Annotated in this window: 23 protein-coding genes; 17 read left to right on the forward strand and 6 right to left on the reverse strand. The window is 70.4% G+C overall.

Features of this window, described 5'->3' with window-relative positions:
• Nucleotides 1–35: 35 nt before the first annotated feature.
• Nucleotides 36–443, reverse strand: a complete 408-nt coding sequence (locus ACQPZF_RS37785) for a hypothetical protein (RefSeq protein WP_433265385.1) — start codon at nucleotides 441–443, stop codon at nucleotides 36–38.
• A gap of 44 nt (nucleotides 444–487) precedes the next feature.
• The gene (locus ACQPZF_RS37790; protein ID WP_433265387.1) at nucleotides 488–3340 is read right to left on the reverse strand and encodes an NACHT domain-containing protein; all 2853 of its coding nucleotides are present in this window, start codon (nucleotides 3338–3340) and stop codon (nucleotides 488–490) included.
• A gap of 265 nt (nucleotides 3341–3605) precedes the next feature.
• Here ACQPZF_RS37790 and ACQPZF_RS37795 point away from each other — a divergent pair, with 265 nt between their 5' ends.
• Both ACQPZF_RS37795 and ACQPZF_RS37800 read left to right on the forward strand, forming a co-directional pair.
• Nucleotides 3606–4211, forward strand: a complete 606-nt coding sequence (locus tag ACQPZF_RS37795) for a Maf family protein (RefSeq protein WP_433265389.1) — start codon at nucleotides 3606–3608, stop codon at nucleotides 4209–4211.
• 176 nt (nucleotides 4212–4387) lie between these two features.
• Nucleotides 4388–5707 carry a dicarboxylate/amino acid:cation symporter gene (locus tag ACQPZF_RS37800; protein WP_433265391.1) on the forward strand — a complete coding sequence of 440 codons (1320 nt, stop codon included), beginning with the start codon at nucleotides 4388–4390 and terminating at the stop codon, nucleotides 5705–5707.
• A 161-nt stretch (nucleotides 5708–5868) separates the two neighbouring features.
• On the opposite strand, the gene ACQPZF_RS37805 is transcribed toward ACQPZF_RS37800, so the two are convergent.
• The gene (locus ACQPZF_RS37805; RefSeq protein WP_433265392.1) at nucleotides 5869–6540 is read right to left on the reverse strand and encodes a hypothetical protein; all 672 of its coding nucleotides are present in this window, start codon (nucleotides 6538–6540) and stop codon (nucleotides 5869–5871) included.
• Nucleotides 6541–6654: 114 nt separating this feature from the next.
• Here ACQPZF_RS37805 and ACQPZF_RS37810 point away from each other — a divergent pair, with 114 nt between their 5' ends.
• From ACQPZF_RS37810 to ACQPZF_RS37855, 10 genes are all read left to right on the forward strand, one after another.
• Entirely contained in the window at nucleotides 6655–8418 is a 1764-nt protein-coding gene (locus ACQPZF_RS37810) for an acetyl/propionyl/methylcrotonyl-CoA carboxylase subunit alpha (RefSeq protein WP_433265394.1), read from the forward strand.
• 10 nt (nucleotides 8419–8428) lie between these two features.
• Complete coding sequence (locus tag ACQPZF_RS37815; RefSeq protein WP_433265396.1) at nucleotides 8429–8818, forward strand: DUF1707 SHOCT-like domain-containing protein; 390 nt, start codon at nucleotides 8429–8431, stop codon at nucleotides 8816–8818.
• Nucleotides 8815–9408, forward strand: coding sequence for an HAD family hydrolase (locus tag ACQPZF_RS37820; RefSeq protein ID WP_433265398.1), 594 nt, complete (start codon nucleotides 8815–8817; stop codon nucleotides 9406–9408). The genes ACQPZF_RS37815 and ACQPZF_RS37820 overlap by 4 nt, the downstream gene beginning before the upstream one ends.
• Nucleotides 9401–9646 carry a hypothetical protein gene (locus tag ACQPZF_RS37825; protein WP_433265400.1) on the forward strand — a complete coding sequence of 82 codons (246 nt, stop codon included), beginning with the start codon at nucleotides 9401–9403 and terminating at the stop codon, nucleotides 9644–9646. Before ACQPZF_RS37820 ends, ACQPZF_RS37825 begins: the two co-directional genes overlap by 8 nt.
• Nucleotides 9647–9722: 76 nt before the next feature.
• Nucleotides 9723–10163, forward strand: coding sequence for a GNAT family N-acetyltransferase (locus tag ACQPZF_RS37830; RefSeq protein ID WP_433265402.1), 441 nt, complete (start codon nucleotides 9723–9725; stop codon nucleotides 10161–10163).
• Nucleotides 10164–10184: 21 nt separating this feature from the next.
• Entirely contained in the window at nucleotides 10185–10754 is a 570-nt protein-coding gene (locus ACQPZF_RS37835) for a DUF3558 domain-containing protein (RefSeq protein WP_433265404.1), read from the forward strand.
• Between the two features lie 178 nt (nucleotides 10755–10932).
• Nucleotides 10933–11259, forward strand: coding sequence for a transcriptional regulator (locus tag ACQPZF_RS37840; RefSeq protein WP_433265406.1), 327 nt, complete (start codon nucleotides 10933–10935; stop codon nucleotides 11257–11259).
• Between the two features lie 25 nt (nucleotides 11260–11284).
• On the forward strand, nucleotides 11285–12547 hold the full coding sequence (locus ACQPZF_RS37845; RefSeq protein WP_433265408.1) for a PPE domain-containing protein: 1263 nt from the start codon (nucleotides 11285–11287) through the stop codon (nucleotides 12545–12547).
• On the forward strand, nucleotides 12547–13347 hold the full coding sequence (locus ACQPZF_RS37850; RefSeq protein WP_433265410.1) for an ESX secretion-associated protein EspG: 801 nt from the start codon (nucleotides 12547–12549) through the stop codon (nucleotides 13345–13347). The genes ACQPZF_RS37845 and ACQPZF_RS37850 overlap by 1 nt, the downstream gene beginning before the upstream one ends.
• A gap of 69 nt (nucleotides 13348–13416) precedes the next feature.
• Complete coding sequence (locus ACQPZF_RS37855; RefSeq protein WP_433265411.1) at nucleotides 13417–14244, forward strand: hypothetical protein; 828 nt, start codon at nucleotides 13417–13419, stop codon at nucleotides 14242–14244.
• Here ACQPZF_RS37855 and ACQPZF_RS37860 read toward each other — a convergent pair.
• The gene (locus ACQPZF_RS37860) at nucleotides 14209–14658 is read right to left on the reverse strand and encodes a gamma-glutamylcyclotransferase family protein (RefSeq protein WP_433265413.1); all 450 of its coding nucleotides are present in this window, start codon (nucleotides 14656–14658) and stop codon (nucleotides 14209–14211) included. The genes ACQPZF_RS37855 and ACQPZF_RS37860 overlap by 36 nt on opposite strands.
• Before the next feature lie 116 nt (nucleotides 14659–14774).
• Here ACQPZF_RS37860 and ACQPZF_RS37865 point away from each other — a divergent pair, with 116 nt between their 5' ends.
• The 4 genes from ACQPZF_RS37865 (at nucleotide 14775) to ACQPZF_RS37880 (ending at nucleotide 18524) form a co-directional block, all read left to right on the forward strand.
• On the forward strand, nucleotides 14775–16178 hold the full coding sequence (locus ACQPZF_RS37865) for an NAD(P)H-quinone dehydrogenase (protein WP_433265415.1): 1404 nt from the start codon (nucleotides 14775–14777) through the stop codon (nucleotides 16176–16178).
• Nucleotides 16179–16239: 61 nt separating this feature from the next.
• A complete protein-coding gene (locus ACQPZF_RS37870; protein WP_433265417.1) occupies nucleotides 16240–17154 on the forward strand; it encodes an IS982 family transposase in 915 nt (304 codons plus the stop codon).
• A gap of 84 nt (nucleotides 17155–17238) precedes the next feature.
• Nucleotides 17239–17838 (forward strand): class F sortase, encoded by a 600-nt coding sequence (locus ACQPZF_RS37875; RefSeq protein WP_433265419.1) that lies wholly within the window; start codon nucleotides 17239–17241, stop codon nucleotides 17836–17838.
• Nucleotides 17835–18524, forward strand: a complete 690-nt coding sequence (locus ACQPZF_RS37880; RefSeq protein WP_433265421.1) for a hypothetical protein — start codon at nucleotides 17835–17837, stop codon at nucleotides 18522–18524. The genes ACQPZF_RS37875 and ACQPZF_RS37880 overlap by 4 nt, the downstream gene beginning before the upstream one ends.
• Before the next feature lie 74 nt (nucleotides 18525–18598).
• Here the strand turns inward: ACQPZF_RS37880 and glpK are convergent, their stop codons facing one another.
• Nucleotides 18599–20104, reverse strand: a complete 1506-nt coding sequence (glpK, locus tag ACQPZF_RS37885) for a glycerol kinase GlpK (protein ID WP_433265422.1) — start codon at nucleotides 20102–20104, stop codon at nucleotides 18599–18601.
• 60 nt (nucleotides 20105–20164) lie between these two features.
• The gene (locus ACQPZF_RS37890) at nucleotides 20165–20905 is read right to left on the reverse strand and encodes an MIP/aquaporin family protein (protein WP_433265424.1); all 741 of its coding nucleotides are present in this window, start codon (nucleotides 20903–20905) and stop codon (nucleotides 20165–20167) included.
• A 188-nt stretch (nucleotides 20906–21093) separates the two neighbouring features.
• Here ACQPZF_RS37890 and ACQPZF_RS37895 point away from each other — a divergent pair, with 188 nt between their 5' ends.
• Nucleotides 21094–22830, forward strand: coding sequence for a glycerol-3-phosphate dehydrogenase/oxidase (locus ACQPZF_RS37895; protein WP_433265426.1), 1737 nt, complete (start codon nucleotides 21094–21096; stop codon nucleotides 22828–22830).
• The last annotated feature ends 12 nt before the right edge of the window (nucleotides 22831–22842 follow it).

Raw genomic sequence — 22842 nt, forward strand, 5'->3', positions numbered from 1 at the left:
CCGAACAGCGAGTCGGTTCCCATCGCGGGACGAGGTCAGCACTCGACCCGTCGGCTGTTCACCTGCACGCCGTCGCCCAGCACCATGACCTCGCGGCAACGGACACCGTCCGGCAGGTGGAACCGCAAGCGCATCCACACGCTGCCGCCCGGCACGTGCAGGCGGGTGTCGAGGACTTCCACGCCGTCCGCCGCGACCGCCGACGGCACGCGGGACGGGTCGCCCTCGGAGCGGGCCGCGGCCGTCACCGCGTCCATCACCCGGTGTTCGGCCCGGTCCGAACCGTTCGCGAATGGCCAGAAGGGGACTCCGTAGCCGACCGGGTCCGTGGACACCACTTGCGCCGCCACCCCCACCAACAGGATGACGGGCACGAACCACCACCACCGACGCCGACCACGAGCCCGGTCGGTCCGGCGGACCACCAGAGCCCAGCGCTGCACACCGTCGAGAGTGCCCAAGCAACCGCGCAAGCGCATCGGTAGTTCTACGCAGCGACCTCCACCGCCACCCGATCAGCCAAACCTTTCAGCTCAACGGGTGACTCGGGCTGCCGGATGACCAGGCGTTCCAGGTTCGGCAACTCACTCAGTTCGGCCAACTCCGCCGGATGCGGAACCCCGTAGCACTCCACCACCCGCAAGCCCGGCCACCGTTCGACACCCAGCAGCGACCGACCGGGCGGCCGATTGTCCACCGCGAGCAGGCGCAACGGCAGGTCCGCCGGAATCACCGCCAACCCGCGCTCCAACGCCGGATGCCGCACCCGCAACGCGCGCAGCCCCGCCCCGGCCAAGCTCGCCAGGTCGGCGTGCGTGAAGTGCAACGACAACTCCTCCACCCGACCGCGCGCGATCGGCGACAGGTCTCGCACCAGCGGACACTGCGTCAACTGCAAAGTGCGCAGCGAACGGTTGCCGGACAACGGTTCCAACGACCGCAGCACGTCGTTCTGCATCAGCTCCAACCACCGCAACCCCGGCATGGCCGCGATGGGGTCCAACGGAGTCACCCCGCCCAGGCACCGCAGATGTCTCAGGTGCCGCAGGTAGTGCACGTGCCGAATGCGATGCCACCCGCGCAGATCCACCCGCAGGTCCCCGAAATCCACCTCCGCCAACACAGTCCGGGCGTAGTCCTCGGGATTCGGGGAGTTCCGCCACGCCCGCAGCAACTCGTCCAGCACCACCGACTCGTCCAACTCGGCGAACGGGTGGATCTTCTCCAACGCACCCTCGCCACCGATCATGGCGATCGCCCGCACCACACAGGCGGCCTCGATGTCGCTCAGCCCATCAGGCGTGTCCGGCAGCAGATCACGCACGAACGCACCGGCCGACGCCAACGTCTCGGCGTCCGTCATCGTCGTAGGAGGAATCAACCGCGACACGGCCCGGCGAACCTCGTCCCGCACATCCGGCCGCTTGTCCACCCGACCGACCACGTCCGCGTGCTCGATGCTGGCCGCCGCCAACAGGTGCAGCAGATCCGCCACCCGCGAGTCGTGCCGGGCGGCCTCGTTCCCGTCGAGCAACCCGGCCAGCACCTCGGCCCGTTCCGCGGGCCGCGCATGAGCCACCGCCATCACCACGACGTCGTGCCAGTCGTCCCGGTGGGCGTGGTCGACCAACGGCCCCAAGTCCCCGGAGTCCACGACTTCCTTGGCCGCCAGATAGTCCCGGAACGTCCGATGCACGAACTGCACGTCACCGTGCACAGACTCGCGCAACAGCCCGGTGCGCTCCAAGAACCGTTGCAGCACATCGGAAGGCTCGGCGTCGTGCGGCCGAAGCCCACGCATCGCCCCACCGATCCACTGCCGCGCCTTGTCCTTGGTCACCAACTGCTGGCTGTGCCGCACCAACGAGTACGCGAACCGTTGCAGCACGACAAGCTGCTCTTCCTTCGAGAACCGGAACCGGTCCTCGTCCACCGCGACGCCACGCTGCTCGTCCCACCGCACCAACAACAGGTCGAGCGCGGCGTCATAGAGGCTCTTGCGGTCGCGGGGAAGGTGCATCCCGCCGTCCTGGTGAAGGGCGCACAGCAACCCGCACAACAACGGACTCGACGCGAGCTTGCGCAAATCAGCCCGCACGGCCAGCGTCTCGGCCAGACTGCGCTCACAAGTGTTCAGCCACTCGGCGATGTCCGGCTGCTCACCTCGCGCGGCATCGTGCCAGGCCGCGAGGAAGTCACGAACCCCCTTGGCGGACAGGGGAAGCAAGTCGAAGGTGGTGAACTCGGCCTCACTGAGCCAATCCTCGTCCACCGCGGACGGCCGCGTGGAAACCACGTACCGGGCCTCGGGATAGGCGGCGACAAGCTCCTCCAACCACTGCTTGGCCTCCGCCCGCCGCTCGGACCCGAGTTCGTCGATCCCGTCCACCAACAACAACGCCCGCCCTTCACGAAACCGGGCGACCACCCAACGTTCAGGCTTCTCCTCGGCCAACACCGGCGCGGTGGACAGCACCAACTTCTCCGGCGAAGGCAACGGCCCTTCGGCGAACTGCCGCAGGGGAACGAAAAACGGCACCTCCCCAACCGGCGACTGCCGCGCGGCCTGAAGCGCCGACCACCGCAGGAAAGTCGTCTTCCCGGACCCGGCCGAACCACGCAACAGAACCCGACGAGTCTCGTCGAACGCGGTAGCCGCGCTAACCCCGGCACCGGTCAACGGCGCCTCTTCCGCCCCGGTACGCCGAGCGACAGCAAGACTGATGTAAGACCGATCGAACGAATGCCGCCCCGGCGCCCGCCCCCGAGCAACCCCGAACAACTCGAAAGAGTTGGTAGTACGCGTGACGTAGTCGGCATACCGAAGCTCGAAGTCGGCAGCCTCCCGCTCCTCCCGCCCCCGCAACTCGGCGACGTCGTCACTGATGCCGACCTGGAGGTCCCGCATGATCCGATCCACAGACCGGGCAAGCTCGGCGAGCCCGGCACAACACCCGTCGAGCAAGAGGTCGTACGCGGCCCGCCCGGCGACGGTCAGCTCGTAGTCGGCAGCAGGCACCCGCCGAGCCAGGCGCTCGGCACTGACAAGATCAGCAGGAGCCTTGGCCAACTCCGCCCACCGAACAGCGGCCAGCGACTCCCGCACAGCTTCGACAGCCCGCCGCCACTCCTGATCAGACAGACCGGGCAACTCGGTACGCCGCAACCCGACAAGCTCATCGGCAACCCGCCGCACCAACCGATCAGGCTTGGCCAACGCCCGAATGCGCCGCCGATCATCCGCCCGATGGGCGATCCCACCAACACCGTGCTGGAGCAACCCGTCAAACGCAGTCCCGAAGACCGCGATCAGAGCACCGGATACCGGATCGATCACCATCGCGACTCCCCCACGGATCGGTGACGCCACCAGCCTATGCGGACTTCGCAGTGGCGCGCGGTGCGCACACCTGTCGGTGGGCCGCGTGTCGCCCGAGTCCTGCCCTTGTGATCATCCTTGGCGGCCGGCCCAGCGGCGAGCGCACTCTTCGACCCAACCCGGCGAGACCGCTCAAACCCTCTCCGACAAGCACCCGGCAAGAACCCTCAACCCCCGCGATTACAGCGCAGACCAGGAGCAGATCCGGTGAAGCTAAGGTGCCGCTGTGCGATTCGTGCTTGCCTCAGCCTCCCCAGCCCGCCGAACCGTCCTGCGCAACGCCGGCCTGGAACCAGTGATCCGAGTATCAGGCGTCGACGAAGACGCGGTAGCCGCAGCCCTCCCCGACCCCACCCCAGCCGAACTCGTCACCGCCCTGGCAAAGGCCAAAGCCGAAGCCATAGCGGCCGACGAGCAGGACGCCGTGGTGGTCGGCTGCGACTCCATGCTGCTCACCGCCGACGGCCAGGTCCAGGGCAAGCCGGGCACCGTCGACAAGGCCCGGGAACGCTGGCGCCGGATGGCCGGCACCACCGCCACCCTCCTCACGGGCCACGCGGTGCTGAAGGTCGTCGACGGCCGGATCGCCGCCCGCGCGGCGGACCACGAAGCCACCGTGGTCCGGTTCGGCACGCCCACCGAAGCCGAGTTGGAGGCGTACCTGGCCACCGAGGAACCCCTCCAGGTGGCCGGCGCCTTCACGCTCGACGGCCGAGGCGGCTGGTTCGTGGACGGGATCGACGGCGACCCGTCCAGTGTCATCGGGATCAGCCTGCCGCTCACCCGGAGGTTGCTCCGTCAAGTCGACATCGCGGTGTCCGACATCTGGTAGCCGTTGTCACATTTTCGCTGATCCGGGAAGCTCCCCCTGGAACCTGGCGTTGGGGGAGCCGATGAACGAATTGCTGACGCGCCGCCGTCACATCGACTTCGGGCGCAGGACGAACACGGGCTGTCGCGGCTGGCGCCGTCCCGTCATCCCTGCGCACCCGCACACCCGGAGCCGAAATGTCGTTCGTCCGCACCTACACCAAGCCGAAGGTCTTCGGCATCACCGTGCTGGCCGCCCTCGTGCTGGGCGCCCTCGCGGGCTTCCTGGCCAAATCCGCCCAGCTAAGCTGGCTGACCACCACCCTGGACAAGATCGGTGACGTCTTCACCAGCCTGCTCCAGTTCACGGTCATCCCGCTCGTCTTCACGGCGATCGTCGTCGGCATCACCAGCCTGCGCCGGCTCGGCAGCTCCCGCGCCGCCCGGCTCGGCGGCAAGACCCTGCTCTGGTTCGCCGTCACGTCGCTGATCGCGGTGCTCATCGGGCTCGCGATCGCGCTGGTCTTCAAGCCCGGCGCCGGCGTCCAGGTCACCCCGACGGAGGCCGCGCTCAAGCGCCTCGCCAGCCGCGAAGGCGGCTCGTGGAGCACCCTGCTCGACACGCTCGTGCCGACCAACCTGTTCACCGCCTTCACCGAGGGCCAGGTGCTCCAGGTCGTCTTCATCGCGATCCTGGTCGGCTTCGCCGCCTACGCGCTCGGTGAGAAGGCCACGCCGTTCGTCGCCTTCACCCGCTCGACGTTCGACTTGATCCAGAAGATCGTCGGCTGGATCATCCTGCTCGCGCCGATCGGTGTGTTCGGCCTCATCGGCACGGCGTTCGCGACCTACGGCAACTCGTTCGTCCGCCCGCTGTTCAGCCTGATCGCCACCGTCTACGGCGGCACGCTGCTCGTGCTGTTCGTGGTCTACCCGATCCTGCTGCGGTTCGTCGGCAAGGTCAGCCCGGTCACGTTCTTCAGCAAGGCGTGGACGGCCATCCAGTTCGCCTTCGTGTCCCGCTCGTCCGGCGCGACGCTGCCGCTGAGCCGCCAGACCGCCGCGAACCTGGGCGTCGACAACGACTACGCGTCCTTCGCCGTCCCGCTGGGCACCACCACGAAGATGGACGGTTGCGCGGCCGTGTACCCGGCGATCGCCACCGTGTTCATCGCGAACCTGTTCGGCATCCAGCTCGGCGTGTGGCAGTACGTGGCGATCGTCGCGGTGGCCGTGTTCGGCGCGTTCGCGACGGCCGGCACCACCGGCTGGTTCACCATGCTGACCTTGACCCTCGGCGCGGTGAACCTGCCGCCGGAGGTCATCGCGACCGGCGTCGCCGTGGTGTACGCGATCGACCCGATCCTGGACATGGTCCGCACCGCCACCAACGTGGCCGGGCAGATCGCCGTCCCCGTGCTGGTCGCCCGCTCCGAGGGCCTGCTGGACGACGAGGTGCTGAACGCGCCCAGCACGCCGCCGCTGCTCGACGGCCCGCGCGAGGCCGTGCCCGCCTGACCGACCCACTCCAGGCCGCCGAGTCTCACCCGAGGCTCGGCGGCCTGATCATCTCCGGGCCAACGACCAGCATCAACTGTCTGCAAACAGTCAATCCGCACAGCAACATGATCGTAGGTTCACAGACAGATCGTCTGTCTACAGATGGTCCGCGTCGAGACTCAAGGACCGCACGAACGAAGCTGCGCGGAGCCGGGAGACACATCCGGCCAGCCGGGCAGCAGGCCGGGCTCGGCGACCACGGACGTGCACCCCAGCTCCGTCTTGGCCCCCACCAGCGAGAACACCTGCGCGAACCGCCGCGAGCACTCCACCCCAGGCGCGCACGCCCGCTGCACGGCCACCACATCGGCCGCGTCGTCGCCGTTCACGTCATGCAGCCCCAGGTAAGCCCCACTGGCCACGTAAGGCAACTGCGCCCGCGACCACGTCCCGGACCGGCGCACCAGCACCTCGCCCCACACCTCGGCCCCCACCACCCCGCGCACCAGGCACACCGCCACCTCGGCGTCCGCGCACTCCAGCGACCGCTCGGTGATGACGGCGCCCGACTCGGCGATGGTCAGCTCGAAGATGTTCCGCCCGGACTCCCCGTTCGTCCGGATCCGGCCCGAGCCCTGCCCCACCAGCAGCTCCACCGTGTCGTTCCCCACCTCCCGCTCCACCACCGGCTGGCACGCGACCGACCCGCAGCGCAGCTCGTCCGACGACAGCCCGACATCCGGCGAGACCGGCGCGGGAGGGCGGAGTGACCAGGCGAAGACCATGCCCGCGGTAGTGATGACGACAGCCGCGCACGCGATGAGCAGCGCGGCTGTGGGCGGACGTGTCACGATTGCCGATTGTTCCACCCGAGTGAGCCGTCTCTCCGTCACGAGGTACTGACGGGTCACTAAACTCCCCGACCATTGCCACTCCGTACCAGCGTTGCCAGGAGGTAGGACGTCGTGTCGCTGCGCAAGGTCCTCGTCGCCAACCGCGGTGAGATCGCCGTCCGGGTCATCCGCGCCTGCCGGGACGCCGGTCTGGCGAGCGTCGCCGTCTACGCGGACCCGGACCGCGACGCACCGTTCGTCCGGCTCGCCGACGAGGCGTTCGCCCTGGGCGGCAACACGCCCGGCGACAGCTACCTCTCGTCCGACAAGCTCCTCGACGTCGCCAAGCGCGCGGGCGCGGACTCGGTGCACCCCGGCTACGGGTTCCTGTCCGAGAACGCCGAGTTCGCGCAGGCCGTGATCGACGCGGGCCTGACCTGGATCGGACCGACCCCGCAGGCCATCCGCGACCTGGGCGACAAGGTGACCGCGCGGCACATCGCGATGCGCGCGGGCGCGCCGCTGGTGCCCGGCACCAAGGACCCGGTGGACGGCCCGGACGAGGTCGTCGCGTTCGCCCGGGAGCACGGCCTCCCGGTCGCGATCAAGGCGGCCTTCGGCGGCGGCGGGCGCGGCCTGAAGGTGGCCCGCACGCTGGAGGAGATCCCCGAGCTGTTCGACAGCGCGGTGCGCGAGGCGGTCACCGCGTTCGGGCGCGGCGAGTGCTTCGTCGAGCGGTACCTGGACAAGCCGCGGCACGTCGAGGCCCAGGTGCTGGCCGACCAGCACGGCAACGTGATCGTCGTCGGCACCCGCGACTGCTCGCTCCAGCGCCGGCACCAGAAGCTGGTGGAGGAGGCGCCCGCGCCGTTCCTCACCGACGAGCAGCGCGCGGCCATCCACACCTCGGCGCGGGCGATCTGCCGCGAGGCCGGCTACCACGGCGCGGGCACCGTCGAGTACCTGGTCGCGCTGGACGGCACCATCTCGTTCCTGGAGGTCAACACCCGGCTCCAGGTCGAGCACCCGGTCAGCGAGGAGACCGCCGGCATCGACCTGGTGCGCGAGCAGTTCCGCATCGCGGCCGGCGAGCCGCTGCGGTTCACCGAAGACCCGACCCCGCGCGGTCACTCGATCGAGTTCCGCATCAACGGCGAGGACGCGGGCCGCAACTTCCTGCCCGCGCCGGGCGCGGTGACGACGTTCGTCGCGCCGTCCGGGCCCGGCGTCCGGGTGGACGCGGGCGTCGAGAGCGGCACCGTCATCGGCGGGCAGTTCGACTCGCTGCTGGCCAAGCTGATCGTCACCGGCGAGGACCGCACGCAGGCCCTGGAACGGGCGCGCCGCGCGCTGGACGAGATGGTCGTGGAGGGCATGGCGACCGTGCTGCCGTTCCACCGGCTGATCGTGCGCGACCCGGCCTACGTCGGCACGGACGAGGGCTTCACCGTGCACACGCGGTGGATCGAGACCGAGTTCGACAACACCATCGCCCCGTTCACCGACGGCGCGGAGGTCGAGGAGGACGAGCCGCGCCAGACCCTGGTGGTGGAGGTCGGCGGACGGCGGCTGGAGGTGTCGCTGCCCGGCGACCTGGCCGTGGGCGCGGCGTCGCCCAAGGCCGGCGCGAAGGCCAAGCCGCGCAAGCGCGCCGGCGGCAAGGGCGGCGCGGGGGTGTCCGGCGACGCGGTGGCGGCTCCGATGCAGGGCACCATCGTGAAGGTCGCGGTGGAGGACGGGCAGCAGGTCGAGGCGGGCGAGCTGATCGTCGTGCTGGAGGCCATGAAGATGGAGAACCCGGTGACCGCGCACAAGGCGGGCATCGTGACGGGTCTCGCCGCCGAGCCCGGCGCGACGGTCACCCAGGGCACCGTCCTGTGCGAGCTGAAGGAATAAGCTCACTCACGTGGGCGAACGGGACATCCGGATCGGTGACGCGGAGCGCGAGCAGGCGCTCCGACTGCTCGGCGAGCACCTCGGCGAGGGCCGGCTGGACGTCGACGAGTACGGCGACCGCTCGGCCCGCGTGACCGCCGCGCGGACCCGCGGCGACCTGCTGGCGCTGTTCGGCGACCTGCCCGCGCCGCACCCGCGGTTCACGCAGGTCTCGCCGCTGCCGTCGGCGGAACCGGCGGTGCGGCGCGGCTCCGGGCTCGACCCGAGGTTCGCCGCCGCACTCGTGCCGGCGGTCGGGATCCTGTGCGTGGTGCTGTTCTTCGTGGTCCGGTCGCCGTTCATCTTCCTGCTGGTGCCGGCGGTGGCCCTGCTGGTAGGCCGGATGGGCAACCGACGTTGAGTTTGTTGTTGCTCGACCTGGACGGCGTGCTGCGCAGGTTCGGCCCGGACAGCGGGATCGAGGACGAGTTCGGCCTCCCGCGCGGGACGCTGGCCTCGGTCGCCTTCGGCCTCGCGGGCCCGGCCCTGGTCGGCGAGGTCTCCGACGAGGAGTGGCGGACCGCCGTCCGCGACCGGCTCGCGGACGACTTCGGCCCGAGCGCGGCACGCGACGCGGTGGCCGCGTGGACTCGGGTCGGCGAGGTTATCCCCGAGGCGTTGACGCTGGTCAGGACCGTCCGGCAACGGCACCGGGTGGCGTTGTTCAGCAACGCGACCACCCGCCTGCCGGAGGACCTGCGCACCCTCGGCCTCGACCGGGAGGTGGACGACGTCGTGTCGTCGGCGTTGATCGGGGCGGCCAAGCCGACGCCCGAGGCGTTCCGGCGGGCGCTGGCGCAGCTACGGGTGTCCGCCGACGAGACCGTGTTCTGCGACGACAACGCCGAGAACGCGGCCGGGGCGAAGGCGGTCGGCATCGACGGGGTGCACGTGCCCGACGCCGCCGCGCTGCGCGAGGCCCTGGCGGACCGCGGACTGCTCGATGGCTGACTTCCTGCTCCTCGTCATGCACGACCGGGACGAGGCCGAACGGCTGGCCCGCGAACTCGGTGCCGACGGCTGGAAACCCTGCGCCGTGCACAAAGACCTGCTCGCGGGCGAGGACGACGTCGAGGACGCGGACTGGGTGGTCGAGCTGGCCACCGCCCCGGACGGCACGCCCGCCCACACCCACCGGGACCGGCTGGAAGCGCTCGCGGACCGGCACGACGGCTTCGTGACGGACTAGCGCCGCCGGCACGGAGCCCGTCGAACCGGGTGTGGCGGCGTCCACGCCGGCCGGCCACCGACTAGTCTCGCCCGCCATGGAACCGGTCGAAATCAACGCGGGCGAGTTCTACCTGCGACAACTGCGGGCGGACGACCGGGTGGACGACCGGGTCGCGCTGGTCGGCGGCGGCCGGTTCGAGGACGCCGACGAGGCCGGCGCGCACATCGCCGAACGGCAACGGCAGTGGGACGCCGACGAGGCGTGCTCGTGGGCCGTCTGTGAACAGTTGTCGAACACCGCGGTCGGCGAGATCGCGATCTCGACGGCCGGGGAGCTGTTCTGCTGGATCACGCCCGACCGGCGCGGAAAAGGCATCGCGACACAGGCGGCACAAGCCGTGACCGGCTTCGGGTTCGGTTTTCTGGATCTCGCCCGGATCGATGTCAACCCCTGCGACAAAGCCGGTGAACGGGTCGCGCAGAAATGCGGATTCAACGCCGGGGGTTCGCCTGGCGTGTGGACACGGCTACGGTAGGTGGCCATGAGGGCTGCTCGGGTGATCGTCGCGCTGACCGCGTCGGCGCTCGTCGCGTGCACGCCCCTGCCCGAGAACAAGGCCGACGGCCGGGTAGATGAACCACTCTCCGTCACCACGACCACGACCGTGGTACTACCGCCGCGGCCCAAGGACATCCCATTGGACCAAGTGGACCCGTGCGCGGTGCTCGACGCGGAGCAGCGGGCACAGCTCAGCTTGGACAACCCGCCCAGCGCGTATGTGGAAGCGAGCTTCGGCAACGCGAAGGCCTGCACCATCCGGAGCAACATCAGCGGCAACGTGGTCCGGCTCGCGCTGGTCACCGTCGAAGGCATCGGCGTGTGGCTGTCGGAGAACGCCCAGGTCGACGCCAGGCCCACGACGGTGGCGGGTTTTCCGGGCCTGACCGTGCGCACACCCGGTCTCGACGACGTCTGCACTGTGGAGGTGGACGTGGCGGAAGGACAGTTCCTCGACGTGATGTTCCGCGACGGCGGTAACAAGACCAAGGTGAAACAGGACATTCTCTGCCAGGCGGCACAACGCACGGCAGAAGCGGCGGTCGCCGGTTTGCTGCAACGCGGCTGACCCACGCGGGGGAAGTGCGCTCCACCCACTCCCCGCTGTCGGACCGTGTGGTTAAAGTGACCTTGCTGACGCCGAAGACCCCGGCCGGGCCGGCAGGGGCAGAGGGAAGACCGGAGGGCCGTCCATGCCGTCGGAAGACCGCGGTCACGGTGCGGACACCGGTGGCACACCGCCGCCCGTGTCGCACACCTTGAACGTGGAACCCACCGCGATACCCGGCCTCCGCAGCGCGTTCGCAGGCGCGTTGACGAAGCTGGACCAGCAGATCGAGCTGGCCATCACCGAGGTCAGGGTCCGGCCCTGGGCGGGCGACCCGGTCAGCGCGGACGCCGCGGAGCGGTTCAACGAGCGGTCGGTCGAGTCGGGAGACTCGGCGCTGACCGCGTTACGCGACTACCAGCAGCAGCTCAAGGGCGCCATGGACGCGCTCACGCTGGTCGAGCAGCAGTACCGGTCCATCGAGGACGACAACACCGGGTTGATGGAGCAGCAAGGCGGCTGCTGAGCCGCCGCAGGCAAGGGGAATCTTCATGCCCGATGGTCACCGCTGGAGCGGGTACAGCCACGAAGAACTCTACGACAAGATCAACTCCGGGCCGGGGCCGAAGGCCTCGCACGCCTCGATGGAGCGCTGGGAGGGAGTCTCGGCCGCGTTGAGCGAGATCAACTCCGAGCTGCACGCGGGTGTGCTGCGGTCCGGCGCGTCCTGGGAGGGCTCGGCCGCCGACCAGGCCCGGATGGGCATGAACCCGCTGGCCGCGTGGGCGGACGACGCCCGTGGCGGCGCGGAGGTCATGCGCCTGTCGGCGGAGTTGCAGGCCGACTACATCGCGAAGGCCCGCGCCGACATGCCGCCGCCGGTGAAGGTCACCGCCGAGGACCCCGGCGCGCTGCTGACCGGCCTGACGCACCTCGTGGGCGGCCAGACCGACTACGAGAAGCAGGAGAAGGCGCACAACGCGGCCGAACAGCGGGCCCGCGAGGTGATGACCACCTACGCGTCGTCCACCACGTCGAACGTCAACACCCTGGGCCAGTTCCACCAGCCGCCCCAGCTCGTCATCAACGCCGCGGACGTGGTGCGCAACGAGGCGGGCGGCGTCGGCGGCGGTTACGGCTTCCACGGCGGCGGTCCGCGCGGCGGGCACGGCTACGGCCGCGGTCGCGGTGGGCGCGGTGGCCGGGTCAGCCGCGGCTGGAACCAGCAGCAGCAGCCGAGGCCCGCGTTCCAGCCCGGCGGCGCGTCCACGGCCGTGTCGGGCGTGGCCGGGCCGACCCAGCCGGTCTCCACCACCAGGACGGCGAACGGCGTGCCCGTCGGCAGCGGCCCGGCGCACCCGACGTTCGGCGCGGGCGGCGTGATCGGCGGCGTCGGCACGGGCGGGCAGGACCGCCGGAAGACGTCCGACACGACGACCGCCGAGCAGCACCAGGGGAACCCGGCCGACCAGGCCCTCGGTCGCGCCGCCGGCACGACGTCGGTCAGCTCGGCGGAGTTCGGCGCGCTCGCGGCGGCCAACGCGCAGCACGCGGCGGCGGCCGGTCCCGGCGGCGCGCCGGGCGGCGTGCTCGGCGCGGGCCAGTCGGGCGGCGACAACGTGCACAAGCGGTCGGTCGCGGCGCCCGCGCCGCAGCAGGCGTTCGACCCGTTCGGCGGGCTGGGCGGCGCGCGTGCGGAGGAGGAAGAGGACGCGGAGCACGACGGCGCGGACTACCTCCGGGAGACCGACGACATCTACGGCATCGGCGGGACCATCTCGCCACCGGTGATCGGGGAGAGCACAACCCGCTGATGACGACGTTCGGTTTGGACTTGGGCGCCAACGACCTGCGTGCGCCGGTGACGATCTCCGCGCTGGAGTTCGACGTGCTCTGGGAGCACCTGCGGCTGGAGACGATGCCACTGGTGCTCAAGGTCCCGTCCCCCGGCAAGACCCACGAGGAACGCGCTGAGCTGGAGCGCCGGGCCTGGGCCGGCCTCGGCGAACGGGGCCTGGGCAGACCGGTGTCCCTGGACCCGATGCTGGAAGACCTCCTGCACCTGCTGAACCGGCCGCAGCAGGAGGTCGACGGCCGACTGTGGCTGGGCCGCAGCGTGCGGGTGCTGGCGGCGGCGAAGGGCCAGTCGGCGGTGCTGGCGGTGCTGGACGGCGAGCAGCTCACGCTGCGCCCGGCGTCCGGCGAGGGCCTGCCCCGCGAAGCCCTGAGCGTCCTGCCCGCCGCGCCGCCCGGACCGGGCCACTCGGTGACGCTGCCGAGCGCCGACCTGGACGCCGCCGCGGCGGCGGCCGGGACGCCGGACAACCTGGAGGCGGCGCTGCGGTCCCGCGGCGTGCGGCAGGAGGACGCCCGGACGCTCGCGGAGATGTTCAAGGACGCCGGCCACCGCGGTCAGTTCGGCGCGGCGACCAGGGACAAGTGGGGCAAGCGGGTCCGGCCGGACCACGTGGTGGCGTTCTTCGACAACCCCCACGGGCGGTACGTGCAGCTCCGCCGGGCCACGCCGGGGCAGCAGCCGTGGAGCACCGTGTCGCCGACCGACCCGCGCCGGCTGGTGCAGCACCTGACGGACCTGCTGCCCCCGACCGGGTGATCCCGGTACGCCGGGGCGGAGGCCGGCCTCTGTTCCGGCGTGATCGCGTTGCCCCCTGGGCTCTTCGGTGTGCACGTCCGGTCCTCGCTCGAAGCCGTCGTCGGGCGGGGCGGGGTGCGTTCGGCGCTGGCGTCCGGCGAACTGGTGCGGTTCGGCCAACGGGTGCTCGTCGCCCGTGACCGGATGCTCGACTTCCCCACCCGGTGCGCGGCTGCGCTGCTGTGGGCCGGCTCGGAGGCCGTGCTGGCGCGTGAGACGGCGCTGCGGCTCTTCGGGTGCACGGCGGCAGGGGTGGGGAGCGTGCACCTCCTGGTGCCTTACAGCGTCACGCTCAACCCTCGTCCGGGGGTGTCCGTCCACCACGGTCGGGTGGGTGACGTCCGGTCGGTCGACGGGCTGCGGTGCCAGGCTCTCGACGCCGCCCTGTGCGACGTGCTGTGCCGCGGTGACCGGCACGTGGCGCTGGCCTGTGCCGACGAAGCGCTGGGGCGGATGCCCATGGCGACGCGGGCGGAGCTGAAAGCCGAGCTGTCCGGGCAGATCAACCGGCGGTCCGACACGCGCGGCGTGCGGCGTGGCCGGGAACTGCTCGGGCTGGCGACGGGCGTGCCGCCGTCACCCCAGCGCAGCCGCCTGTTGCTGACGCTCGTCGACGCCGGCCTGCCCGTGCCCGCACAGGGGTACGAAGTGCGCTCCGGCGTGGACGATGAGGAACCCGTCCACTACGCGTGGCCTGCGGCCCGGTTGGCTCTCCACTACGGCTCCGCCCGGTGTCTTCCGGGTTGGACGGTCCTCCGGGCCGACGACGCGGACCTCCGCAACCCGACCCGGCTGATCACGCGGTTGAAGCGCGCGCTCCGGTCAGGGGCCGATGCCCCGGCACGGGCGGGTGCGTAGGTCGGCCACGTAGTCGTCCGGCGCGCCCGCCGCCTCGGCCGCGTCCGCCACCACGCCGATGTAGCGGGCCGACGGCAGGCCGCCCTCGTAGGCGTCCAGCACGTACAGCCAGGCCGTGACCGAACCCTCCAGGGTCTGGACGCGCAGCCGGATCTTCTTGTAGAGACCCAGGGCGCCCTCCCACCGGTCGAGGCGGGACTCGTCGCGCGGGCTCACGTCGTACAGGACGGCGAAGACCTGGGAGTCCGGGTCTTCCACGATCGTGGCGAGCGCGCCTTCCCACCCCAGGTCCTCGCCACCGAACGTCAGTCGCCATCCGGCGAGCCATCCGGTCCCCGCCATCGGGGAGTACGGGGCTCGCTCCATCATCTGGTTCGGATCCATGTTGGACCCGTACGCGGCATAGAGCGGCACGCCGACAGCCTAGCGACCTCACGATCACCCGGAGGAACCAGAAGACCGGACGACACGCCAGGTAACCCGACCGCGTACGGTTGACCGGCCGGAGTAGAACGCGAGGAGGACGTGTCGTGACCCGCATCGTCATCATGGGCGGTGGTCCCGCAGGTTACGAGGCGGCACTGGTCGCGGCCCAGCACGGCGCCGACGTGACCATCGTCGAGCGCGAGGGGGTGGGCGGGGCGTGCGTGCTCTACGACTGCGTGCCGTCGAAGACCTTCATCGCCTCGGCGGGTGGGCGCAGCGCCTTCCGCAACGCGGGTGAGCTGGGCATTCGCACCGACGACACGGAAGCCGCCGTGGAACTGCCGGTCGTGCACGGACGGGTGAAGGGCCTCGCGCTGGCGCAGTCCGCCGACGTCCGCGCCCGCCTCCAGCGGGAGGGCGTGCGGATCATCAACGGCGTCGGGAGGTTCTGCGACGACGCGCACGGCCTGGCGCAGCACCGGGTGGTCGCGGTGGCCGGCGACGGCGGGGAGGAGGTCCTGCCCGCCGACGTGGTGCTCATCGCCACCGGCGCGACCCCGCGCGTGTTGCCCGGCGCGGAACCGGACGGCAAGCGCGTCCTGACCTGGCGGCAGATCTACGACCTGCCCGAGCTGCCCGAGCACCTGGCCGTCATCGGCTCCGGCGTGACCGGCGTCGAGTTCGCCTCCGCCTACACCGAGCTGGGCGTGAAGGTGACCATGGTGTCGAGCCGGGACCGCGTGCTGCCGCACGAGGACGCCGACGCGGCGGCCGTGCTGGAGGACGTGTTCGCCGAACGCGGCACCGCCGTGGTGAAGCACGCCCGCGCGGACCGCGTGGAGAACGTCGGCGACGGCGTCCTCATCCACCTGGAAGACGGTCGCACGATCGAGGCGAGTCACGCCCTGATGACCGTCGGCTCGGTCCCGAACACCGCCGACCTCGGCCTGGACAAGATCGGCATCGAACTGGGCCGCGGCGGGTACATCCCGGTCGACCGGGTGTCCCGCACGAACGTCTCCGGCGTGTACGCGGCGGGCGACTGCACCGGCGTGCTGCTGCTCGCGAGCGTCGCCGCCATGCAGGGCCGGATCGCCATGTGGCACGCGCTGGGCGAGGGCGTGAGCCCGATCAAGCTCAAGACGGTGGCCGCGAACGTCTTCACCAACCCGGAGATCGCGTCGGTCGGCATCAGCCAGCAGGCGATCGACTCCGGCGAGGTCCCGGCCCGCACCATCACGCTGCCGCTGGCGACCAACCCGCGCGCCAAGATGGAAGGCCTGCGGCGGGGCTTCGTGAAGCTGTTCTGCCGCCCGGCGACCGGCGTGGTCATCGGCGGCGTGGTGGTGGCGCCGAACGCGAGCGAGCTGATCCTGCCCATCGCGCTCGCGGTGCAGAACCAGCTCACCGTGGAGGACCTGGCGACGACGTTCTCGGTGTACCCGTCGCTGACCGGCTCGATCACCGAGGCCGGCCGCCAGCTCATGCGGCACGACGACCTCGACTAGATGATTGATTCCAAGGGGTGGGCACCTGGAGACGTGGGGCGAGGGTGTCGATGTACGGGTTGTGACGACCGACATTGACACCCTCGCGACCGCACTCTACGTCAGGACCGACGACCTGCTGAAGGCCGCGCCGCACCTCGCGCCGTGGCGTCCGAAGGTCGGCCTGCAACCCACACTCACCGACGCGGAGCTGGTGACCCTGGCGGTGATGCAGGCCCTGCTCGGGTTCACCTCCGAGGCCCGCTGGTTACGCCACGCCCGCGCCCATCTGGGCCACCTGTTCCGCTACCTGCCCCGCCAACCCGGCTACAACAAGCGGCTGCGCAACGCCGCCGACCTGGTCAAGACCATGATCCGGACTCTGGCCGTCGACACCACGCTGTGGACCGACGACGTGTGGCCGGTCGACTCCACCCCGGTCGAGTGCGGCCGCTCCCGCGAGACCGCGCAACGCTCCGACCTGGCCGGATGGGCGCAGTACGGCTACTGCGCCTCGCACTCCCGCTTCTTCTGGGGCCTGCGGCTGCACCTGGTGTGCACTCTCGGCGGCCTGCCGGTCGCCTTCGCGTTGACCGGCGCCAAGGCCGACGAACGCACCACCCTGCTCGACATCCTCGACATCGAACCCGCGTTGACGGCCGGGCGTCCCGGCCAGGTCCTGATCGCCGACCGGCACTACTACGGCCGCGACTTCGAACACGACCTGGCCGACACCGGCGTCAAGCTGCTGCGCCCGGCCCGCAAGGGCGAGGCCGAACGACCCGGCGCCGCCCTGTTCAAGCCACTGCGCCAGACCATCGAGTCGATCAACCAGACCTTCAAGGCCCAACTCGACCTCGAACGACACGGCGGACGCACACCCGCCGGAGTCGCCGTCCGCGTCCTGCAACGCATCCTCGCCCTGACCGCCGCCATCTGGCACAACGACCACACCGGCCAACCGATCAAGCGCTCCCTGACCGCCTACGACCACTAACCCTTGGAATCAATCATCTAGCCCGATCAGGTAGACCTCAGGGGACGATCACCGCCCGTCACCACGCGGGCGGACGCTCTCCCCATGGCCCGAACCAGCGCGTTCGTCCTCGTCACAGCACTGGCACTGACCGGCTGCGGATCTCCGGAACCCCCGGTGACGCCGCCGTCCACCACCCGGACGGGTATGCCGCAGGCAACCACACCGGCGCACCCTCCGTCCTCCCGGTATGAACCCACCGAAGTGAGCATCCCGAAGATCGGGGCACGGTCGTCCCTCGTCCCGCTGGGCCTCAACCCCGACGAGACGATCGAGGTGCCGCCGGTCGACCAGCCGATGCAGGCGGGCTGGTACACCCACGCGAGGGCGCCCGGCGAGCCGGGGCCCGCGATCATCCTCGGCCACGTCGACGGCTACTCGCGGCCCGGCATCTTCCACCGGCTGCGCCAACTCGCACCCGGCGACGAGGTCCTCGTGGCCAGGGCGGACGGCTCCACCGTCCGGTTCGCCGTCGAGAAGGTCGACCAGGTCGCCAAGGACAGCTTCCCCACCCAGGCCGTCTACGGGGACACACCCGGGCCCGTGCTGCGCCTGATCACGTGCGGGGGCGTGTTCGACAAGTCCGAGCGCAGCTATCAGGACAACATCATCGTCTACGCAAAGTTGATCGAGGAGACATCGTGAGCCGAAGACCGATCGCCTTGGCGCTCATGGCCGCCGCGTGCTTGACGGCCGCCACCGCCACCGCGACAGCCACCACCGAATCACGACTCACCTTCCAGCCCGCCGAAGCCGCCTGGGGCGGTCGCATCACCGCGCAGGCAGGCCCCTGCGGCGAGTACGGCCAGGTCACCTCGCCCGGCTTGAGCCAACCGATCACCCTGGACGGCTACCGGAACGACCTGACCGGCGAAGGCCCGGTGGTGCGACAGGCCGGGACCTACACCGCGACACTCGTCTGCGACGGCAAGACCCTGTCGGCGCAATTCACGATCCTGCACCCCACACCCCGCTGGTACCTGGAGCCGACCGAAGTGCGGCCCGGCGGCGAGTTGACCGTCAGCACGGACCGCATGTCCGGCTGCATCGGCGGACCGGACGGCCCGGTGACGTCACCCGGCTTCGCCGCGCCGATCGAGTTCACGCAAGGCGGCAACTTCGGCCGGATCGCGGGCATGGGCCGCGCCGGGGAGACTCCCGGCGTCTACGTCGCGACGCTGCGCTGCCGGAACACGCCCATCCTGGGAGAGATCGGGTTCCGCGTCCTCGGCGACCCGCCGGCGCCCGCACCCGAACCGCAGCCGGTGCGGCCACAGCCGATCAAGCAGCCCAAGGGCGCCCCGGAGACCGGTGGCGGCGGCACGGCGTGAACCACTCGGGGCGCCGCCCACCCGGGCGACGCCCCACCGCGGCCCGGGTCACGCCGCCCGGCGGAAGCCGCGCCTCACTCGACCCAGTCGAAGGTCCGCGTCACCGCCTTCTTCCAGAAGTGGTACTGCTGTTCCCTGGTCTCGTCGTCCATCGCCGGCTCCCACTGCTTGTCCTGGGCCCAGTTCTGCCGGATGTCGTCCTCCGACGCCCAGAACCCCACGGCCAGCCCCGCCGCGTAGGCCGCGCCCAGCGCCGTGGTCTCGTTGACCACCGGCCGGATCACCGGCACGCCGAGGATGTCGGCCTGGAACTGCATGAGCAGCTCGTTGACCACCATCCCGCCGTCCACCTTCAACGACGTCAAGGCCACCCCGGAGTCGGCGTTCATCGCGTCGATCACCTCGCGGGTCTGGAACGCGGTGGCCTCCAGCACCGCCCGACAGAGGTGCCCCTTGTTGACGAACCGGGTCAGCCCGACGATCGCGCCCCGCGCGTCCGAACGCCAGTAGGGCGCGAACAGACCCGAGAACGCGGGCACGAAGTACGCCCCGCCGTTGTCTTCCACGGACCGCGCGTGGTGCTCGATCTCGGCCGCCGTGCCGATCATGCCGAGGTTGTCGCGGAGCCACTGCACCAGCGACCCGGTGACCGCGATCGAGCCTTCCAACGCGTAGACCGGAGGCGCGGCACCGATCTGGTAGCAGACTGTTGTGAGCAAACCGTTCTCGCTCATCACCTTCTCGGTGCCGGTGTTGAGCAGCACGAAGTTGCCGGTGCCGTAGGTGTTCTTGGCCTCGCCGGGCGACAGGCACGCCTGCCCGAACGTCGCCGCCTGCTGGTCGCCGAGGATGCCGGCGATCGGCACGCCCGCCAGCGCGCCGCGTTCCCGCGCGTGCCCGTACACCTCGGACGACGACTTGATCTCCGGCAGCATGGACAGCGGGATGCCCAGGTCGGCGGCGATGCTCTCGTCCCAGCTCAACGTGTCCAGGTCCATCAGCAGGGTGCGGGACGCGTTGGTCGGGTCGGTGACGTGCACGCCGCCGTCGACGCCGCCGGTCATGTTCCACAGCACCCAGGTGTCCATGTTGCCGAACACCAGGTCACCGGCCTCGGCACGGGCCCGCGCGCCGTCGACGTGGTCAAGGATCCAGCGGATCTTGGGCCCGGAGAAGTAGGTCGCGAGCGGCAGCCCGGTCTTGTCCCGGTACCGCTCCTGCCCGCCGCCCAGGGCGGCCAGCTCCTGGCAGATCTTGTCCGTGCGGGTGTCCTGCCAGACGATTGCGTTGTAGACGGGTTTGCCCGTCGTGCGATCCCACACGACAGCCGTCTCGCGCTGGTTGGTGATGCCGATGGCGGCGATGTCGGCCGTGGTCAGGTCGGCCTTGGCCAACGCGCCGGCGGTGACCTGACGGGTGTTGGTCCACACCTCGTCGGGGTCGTGCTCGACCCAGCCGGCCTTCGGGAAGATCTGCTGGTGCTCCTTCTGGTCGACCGAGACCACGCGTCCGGAGTGGTCGAACACCATGCACCGGGTCGACGTCGTGCCCTGGTCGATCGCGGCGACGTACTTCGTCATACTGCGTCCTTCCTTGCCTCAGACGGGCGGTCCGGACCGGGCCTCGGACCGGGAGTGCCCTCAGACCGGGAGTGCGAGGTACAGCAGCGCGGCGAGCAGGCCGCCGGTCAGCGGACCGGCCACCGGGATCCACGAGTAGCCCCACTCGGCGCTGCCCTTGCCGCGGATCGGCAGGACGGCGTAGGCGATGCGCGGCCCGAGGTCGCGGGCGGGGTTGATGGCGTACCCGGTGGGTCCGCCGAGCGAGTTGCCGATGGCGATGACGACGAACGCCACCGCCGCGTAGCCCAGCGCGGAGTTGCCGAACTGCGGGACGCCGTCCTCGGCGACCTTCGCACCGGGACTCAGCAGGATCCAGAGGACCAGGACGAACGTGCCGATGATCTCGCTGACGAGGTTCCAGCCGACGTTCGGGACGGTCGGCCCGGTGCAGAAGATCCCCCGCGTGTTCCGCGGCTCGTCATGCGTGTCGAACTGCAGCTTGTAGGTAAGCCACGCGAGCACCGCCCCGAGGAACGCGCCGACCAACTGCCCGGCGAAGTAGACCGGCACCTTCCCCCAGTCGACCTGGTCGGCGACCGCGAGCCCCAGCGTGACGGCGGGGTTGAGGTGCGCACCGCTCGGAGCGGCCACGCTGGCGCCCGCGAAGACCGCGAAGCCCCAGCCGAAGGTGATCAGCAGCCATCCGCCGCTGTTGCCGAGCGAGTTCTTCAGGGAAACGTTGGCGACGACACCCGTGCCCAACAGGATCAGGATCGCGGTGCCGAGGGTCTCCCACACGAAGATCGAGCCACTGCCCATCCGCCGACCTCCTTGCCTTTGTGCAGGGGGCGACGCACTGTCCGGGGTCCGGCGGCGCTGCCCACCCAACAATGTGCTGTGACGCTAGTTGCGGTGCTGATCAGTTGTCCACGGTGGCGTACCGCCGGGTAACGTGGTCCAGTCAGTCCTGGTCGGACCACACGTCAGTATCAGGGAGGCGTTCACCCGTGGCCACGCGCAAGCCGCCGACAGACCCCGCCGCCCCTGCCCGCCTGGGTCCGGACGAACGCGAGCAAGCCTGGGAACGCCTGGGCGGGGAGACCTTCGACCTGGTGATCATCGGGGGCGGGGTGGTAGGCGTCGGAGCCGCCCTCGACGCGGCGACCCGAGGCCTGCGGGTAGCCCTCGTGGAAGCCCGCGACCTGGCATCGGGCACCTCCAGCCGCTCGTCGAAACTGTTCCACGGCGGCCTGAGGTACCTGGAACAACTGGAGTTCGGCCTGGTCCGCGAGGCACTGCGGGAACGCGAACTGATGCTCACCCGACTGGCACCCCACCTGGTGAAACCGGTGAGCTTCCTCTACCCGCTGTCACACCGGGTGTGGGAACGCCCGTACACGGCGGCAGGCCTGTTCCTGTACGACACGATGGGCGGCGCACGGTCGGTGCCGGGCCAGAAGCACCTGTCCAGGGCAGGCGCGCTCCGCATGGTGCCGGCCCTGAAACGAGACGCCCTGATCGGCGGCATCAGGTACTACGACGCCCAGGCGGACGACGCCCGCCACACGATGATGGTCGGCCGGACCGCCGCCCACTACGGCGCGGTGGTGCGGCCGTCCACGCAGGTGATCAGCTTCCTGCACGAGGCGGACCGAGTCTCGGGCGTCCGCGTGAGGGACGTCGAGGACGGCCGGGAAACCAACGTCCACGCCCACGCGGTGATCAACGCGACCGGCGTCTGGACCGACGAGTTGCAGCGCTTGTCAGGCAGCCGAGGCCGCTTCCGCGTCCGAGCGAGCAAGGGCGTGCACATCGTCGTGCCGAGGGACCGGATCGTCTCGGAGTCGGGCCTGATCCTGCGAACGGAGAAGTCGGTCCTCTTCGTCATCCCGTGGCGCAATCACTGGATCGTGGGAACAACCGACACGGACTGGAACCTGGACCTGGCCCACCCGGCAGCGACGAAGAACGACATCGACTACATCCTCAACCACGTCAACACGGTCCTGGCGACACCGCTGACCCACGAGGACATCGAAGGCGTCTACGCAGGCCTGCGCCCACTACTGGCGGGCGAAAGCGAGTCGACGTCCAAACTGTCCAGAGAACACGCAGTCGCCCGAGTAGCCCCGGGCCTGGTAGCGATCGCCGGCGGGAAGTACACGACCTACCGGGTGATGGGCGCGGACGCGGTAGACGCGGCGTCGGTGGACATCCCCGGCCGAATCCAACAGTCCATAACGGACAAGGTCCCCCTGGTAGGAGCCGACGGCTACCACGCCTTGGTCAACCAGGCAGACCAACTGGCAACCCGCTACGGCCTACACCCGTACCGAGTACGCCACCTACTGGACCGCTACGGCTCACTGGTGCACGAGGTCCTCGGCTCAGCAGACCCGGACCTGCTCAAACCCGTGCCGAGCGCACCTGACTACCTCCAGGTGGAAGTGGTGTACGCCGCCTCCCACGAGGGTGCGCTACACCTGGAAGACGTGCTGACGCGACGAACCAGGATCTCGATCGAGTACCCCCACCGAGGCGTCGACTGCGCACTACCCGTGGCGGAACTGATGGCGAAGGTCCACAACTGGGACGAGGCAAGAATCATCCGAGAGGTAGAGGTCTACACGGCCCGAGTAGAAGCCGAACGAGCCTCCCAAACCGAACCGAACGACCAAGCAGCAGACGCAGTACGTTCAGCAGCCCCAGAAGCCCGCCCACAGATCACCGAACCAGCCGGCTAACACACACCAAGC

The organism is Actinosynnema sp. CS-041913, assembly GCF_050942485.1.
Classification (GTDB): domain Bacteria; phylum Actinomycetota; class Actinomycetes; order Mycobacteriales; family Pseudonocardiaceae; genus Actinosynnema.

Coding starts and splice junctions, on each gene's coding strand:
- ACQPZF_RS37790 (WP_433265387.1), bottom strand. CDS start 3,340: ATGGTGATCGATCCGGTATCCGGTGCTCTGATCGCGGTCTTCGGGACT.
- ACQPZF_RS37800 (WP_433265391.1), top strand. CDS start 4,388: ATGTCGTTCGTCCGCACCTACACCAAGCCGAAGGTCTTCGGCATCACC.
- ACQPZF_RS37825 (WP_433265400.1), top strand. CDS start 9,401: ATGGCTGACTTCCTGCTCCTCGTCATGCACGACCGGGACGAGGCCGAA.
- ACQPZF_RS37830 (WP_433265402.1), top strand. CDS start 9,723: ATGGAACCGGTCGAAATCAACGCGGGCGAGTTCTACCTGCGACAACTG.
- ACQPZF_RS37845 (WP_433265408.1), top strand. CDS start 11,285: ATGCCCGATGGTCACCGCTGGAGCGGGTACAGCCACGAAGAACTCTAC.
- ACQPZF_RS37850 (WP_433265410.1), top strand. CDS start 12,547: ATGACGACGTTCGGTTTGGACTTGGGCGCCAACGACCTGCGTGCGCCG.
- ACQPZF_RS37875 (WP_433265419.1), top strand. CDS start 17,239: ATGGCCCGAACCAGCGCGTTCGTCCTCGTCACAGCACTGGCACTGACC.
- glpK (WP_433265422.1), bottom strand. CDS start 20,104: ATGACGAAGTACGTCGCCGCGATCGACCAGGGCACGACGTCGACCCGG.
- ACQPZF_RS37890 (WP_433265424.1), bottom strand. CDS start 20,905: ATGGGCAGTGGCTCGATCTTCGTGTGGGAGACCCTCGGCACCGCGATC.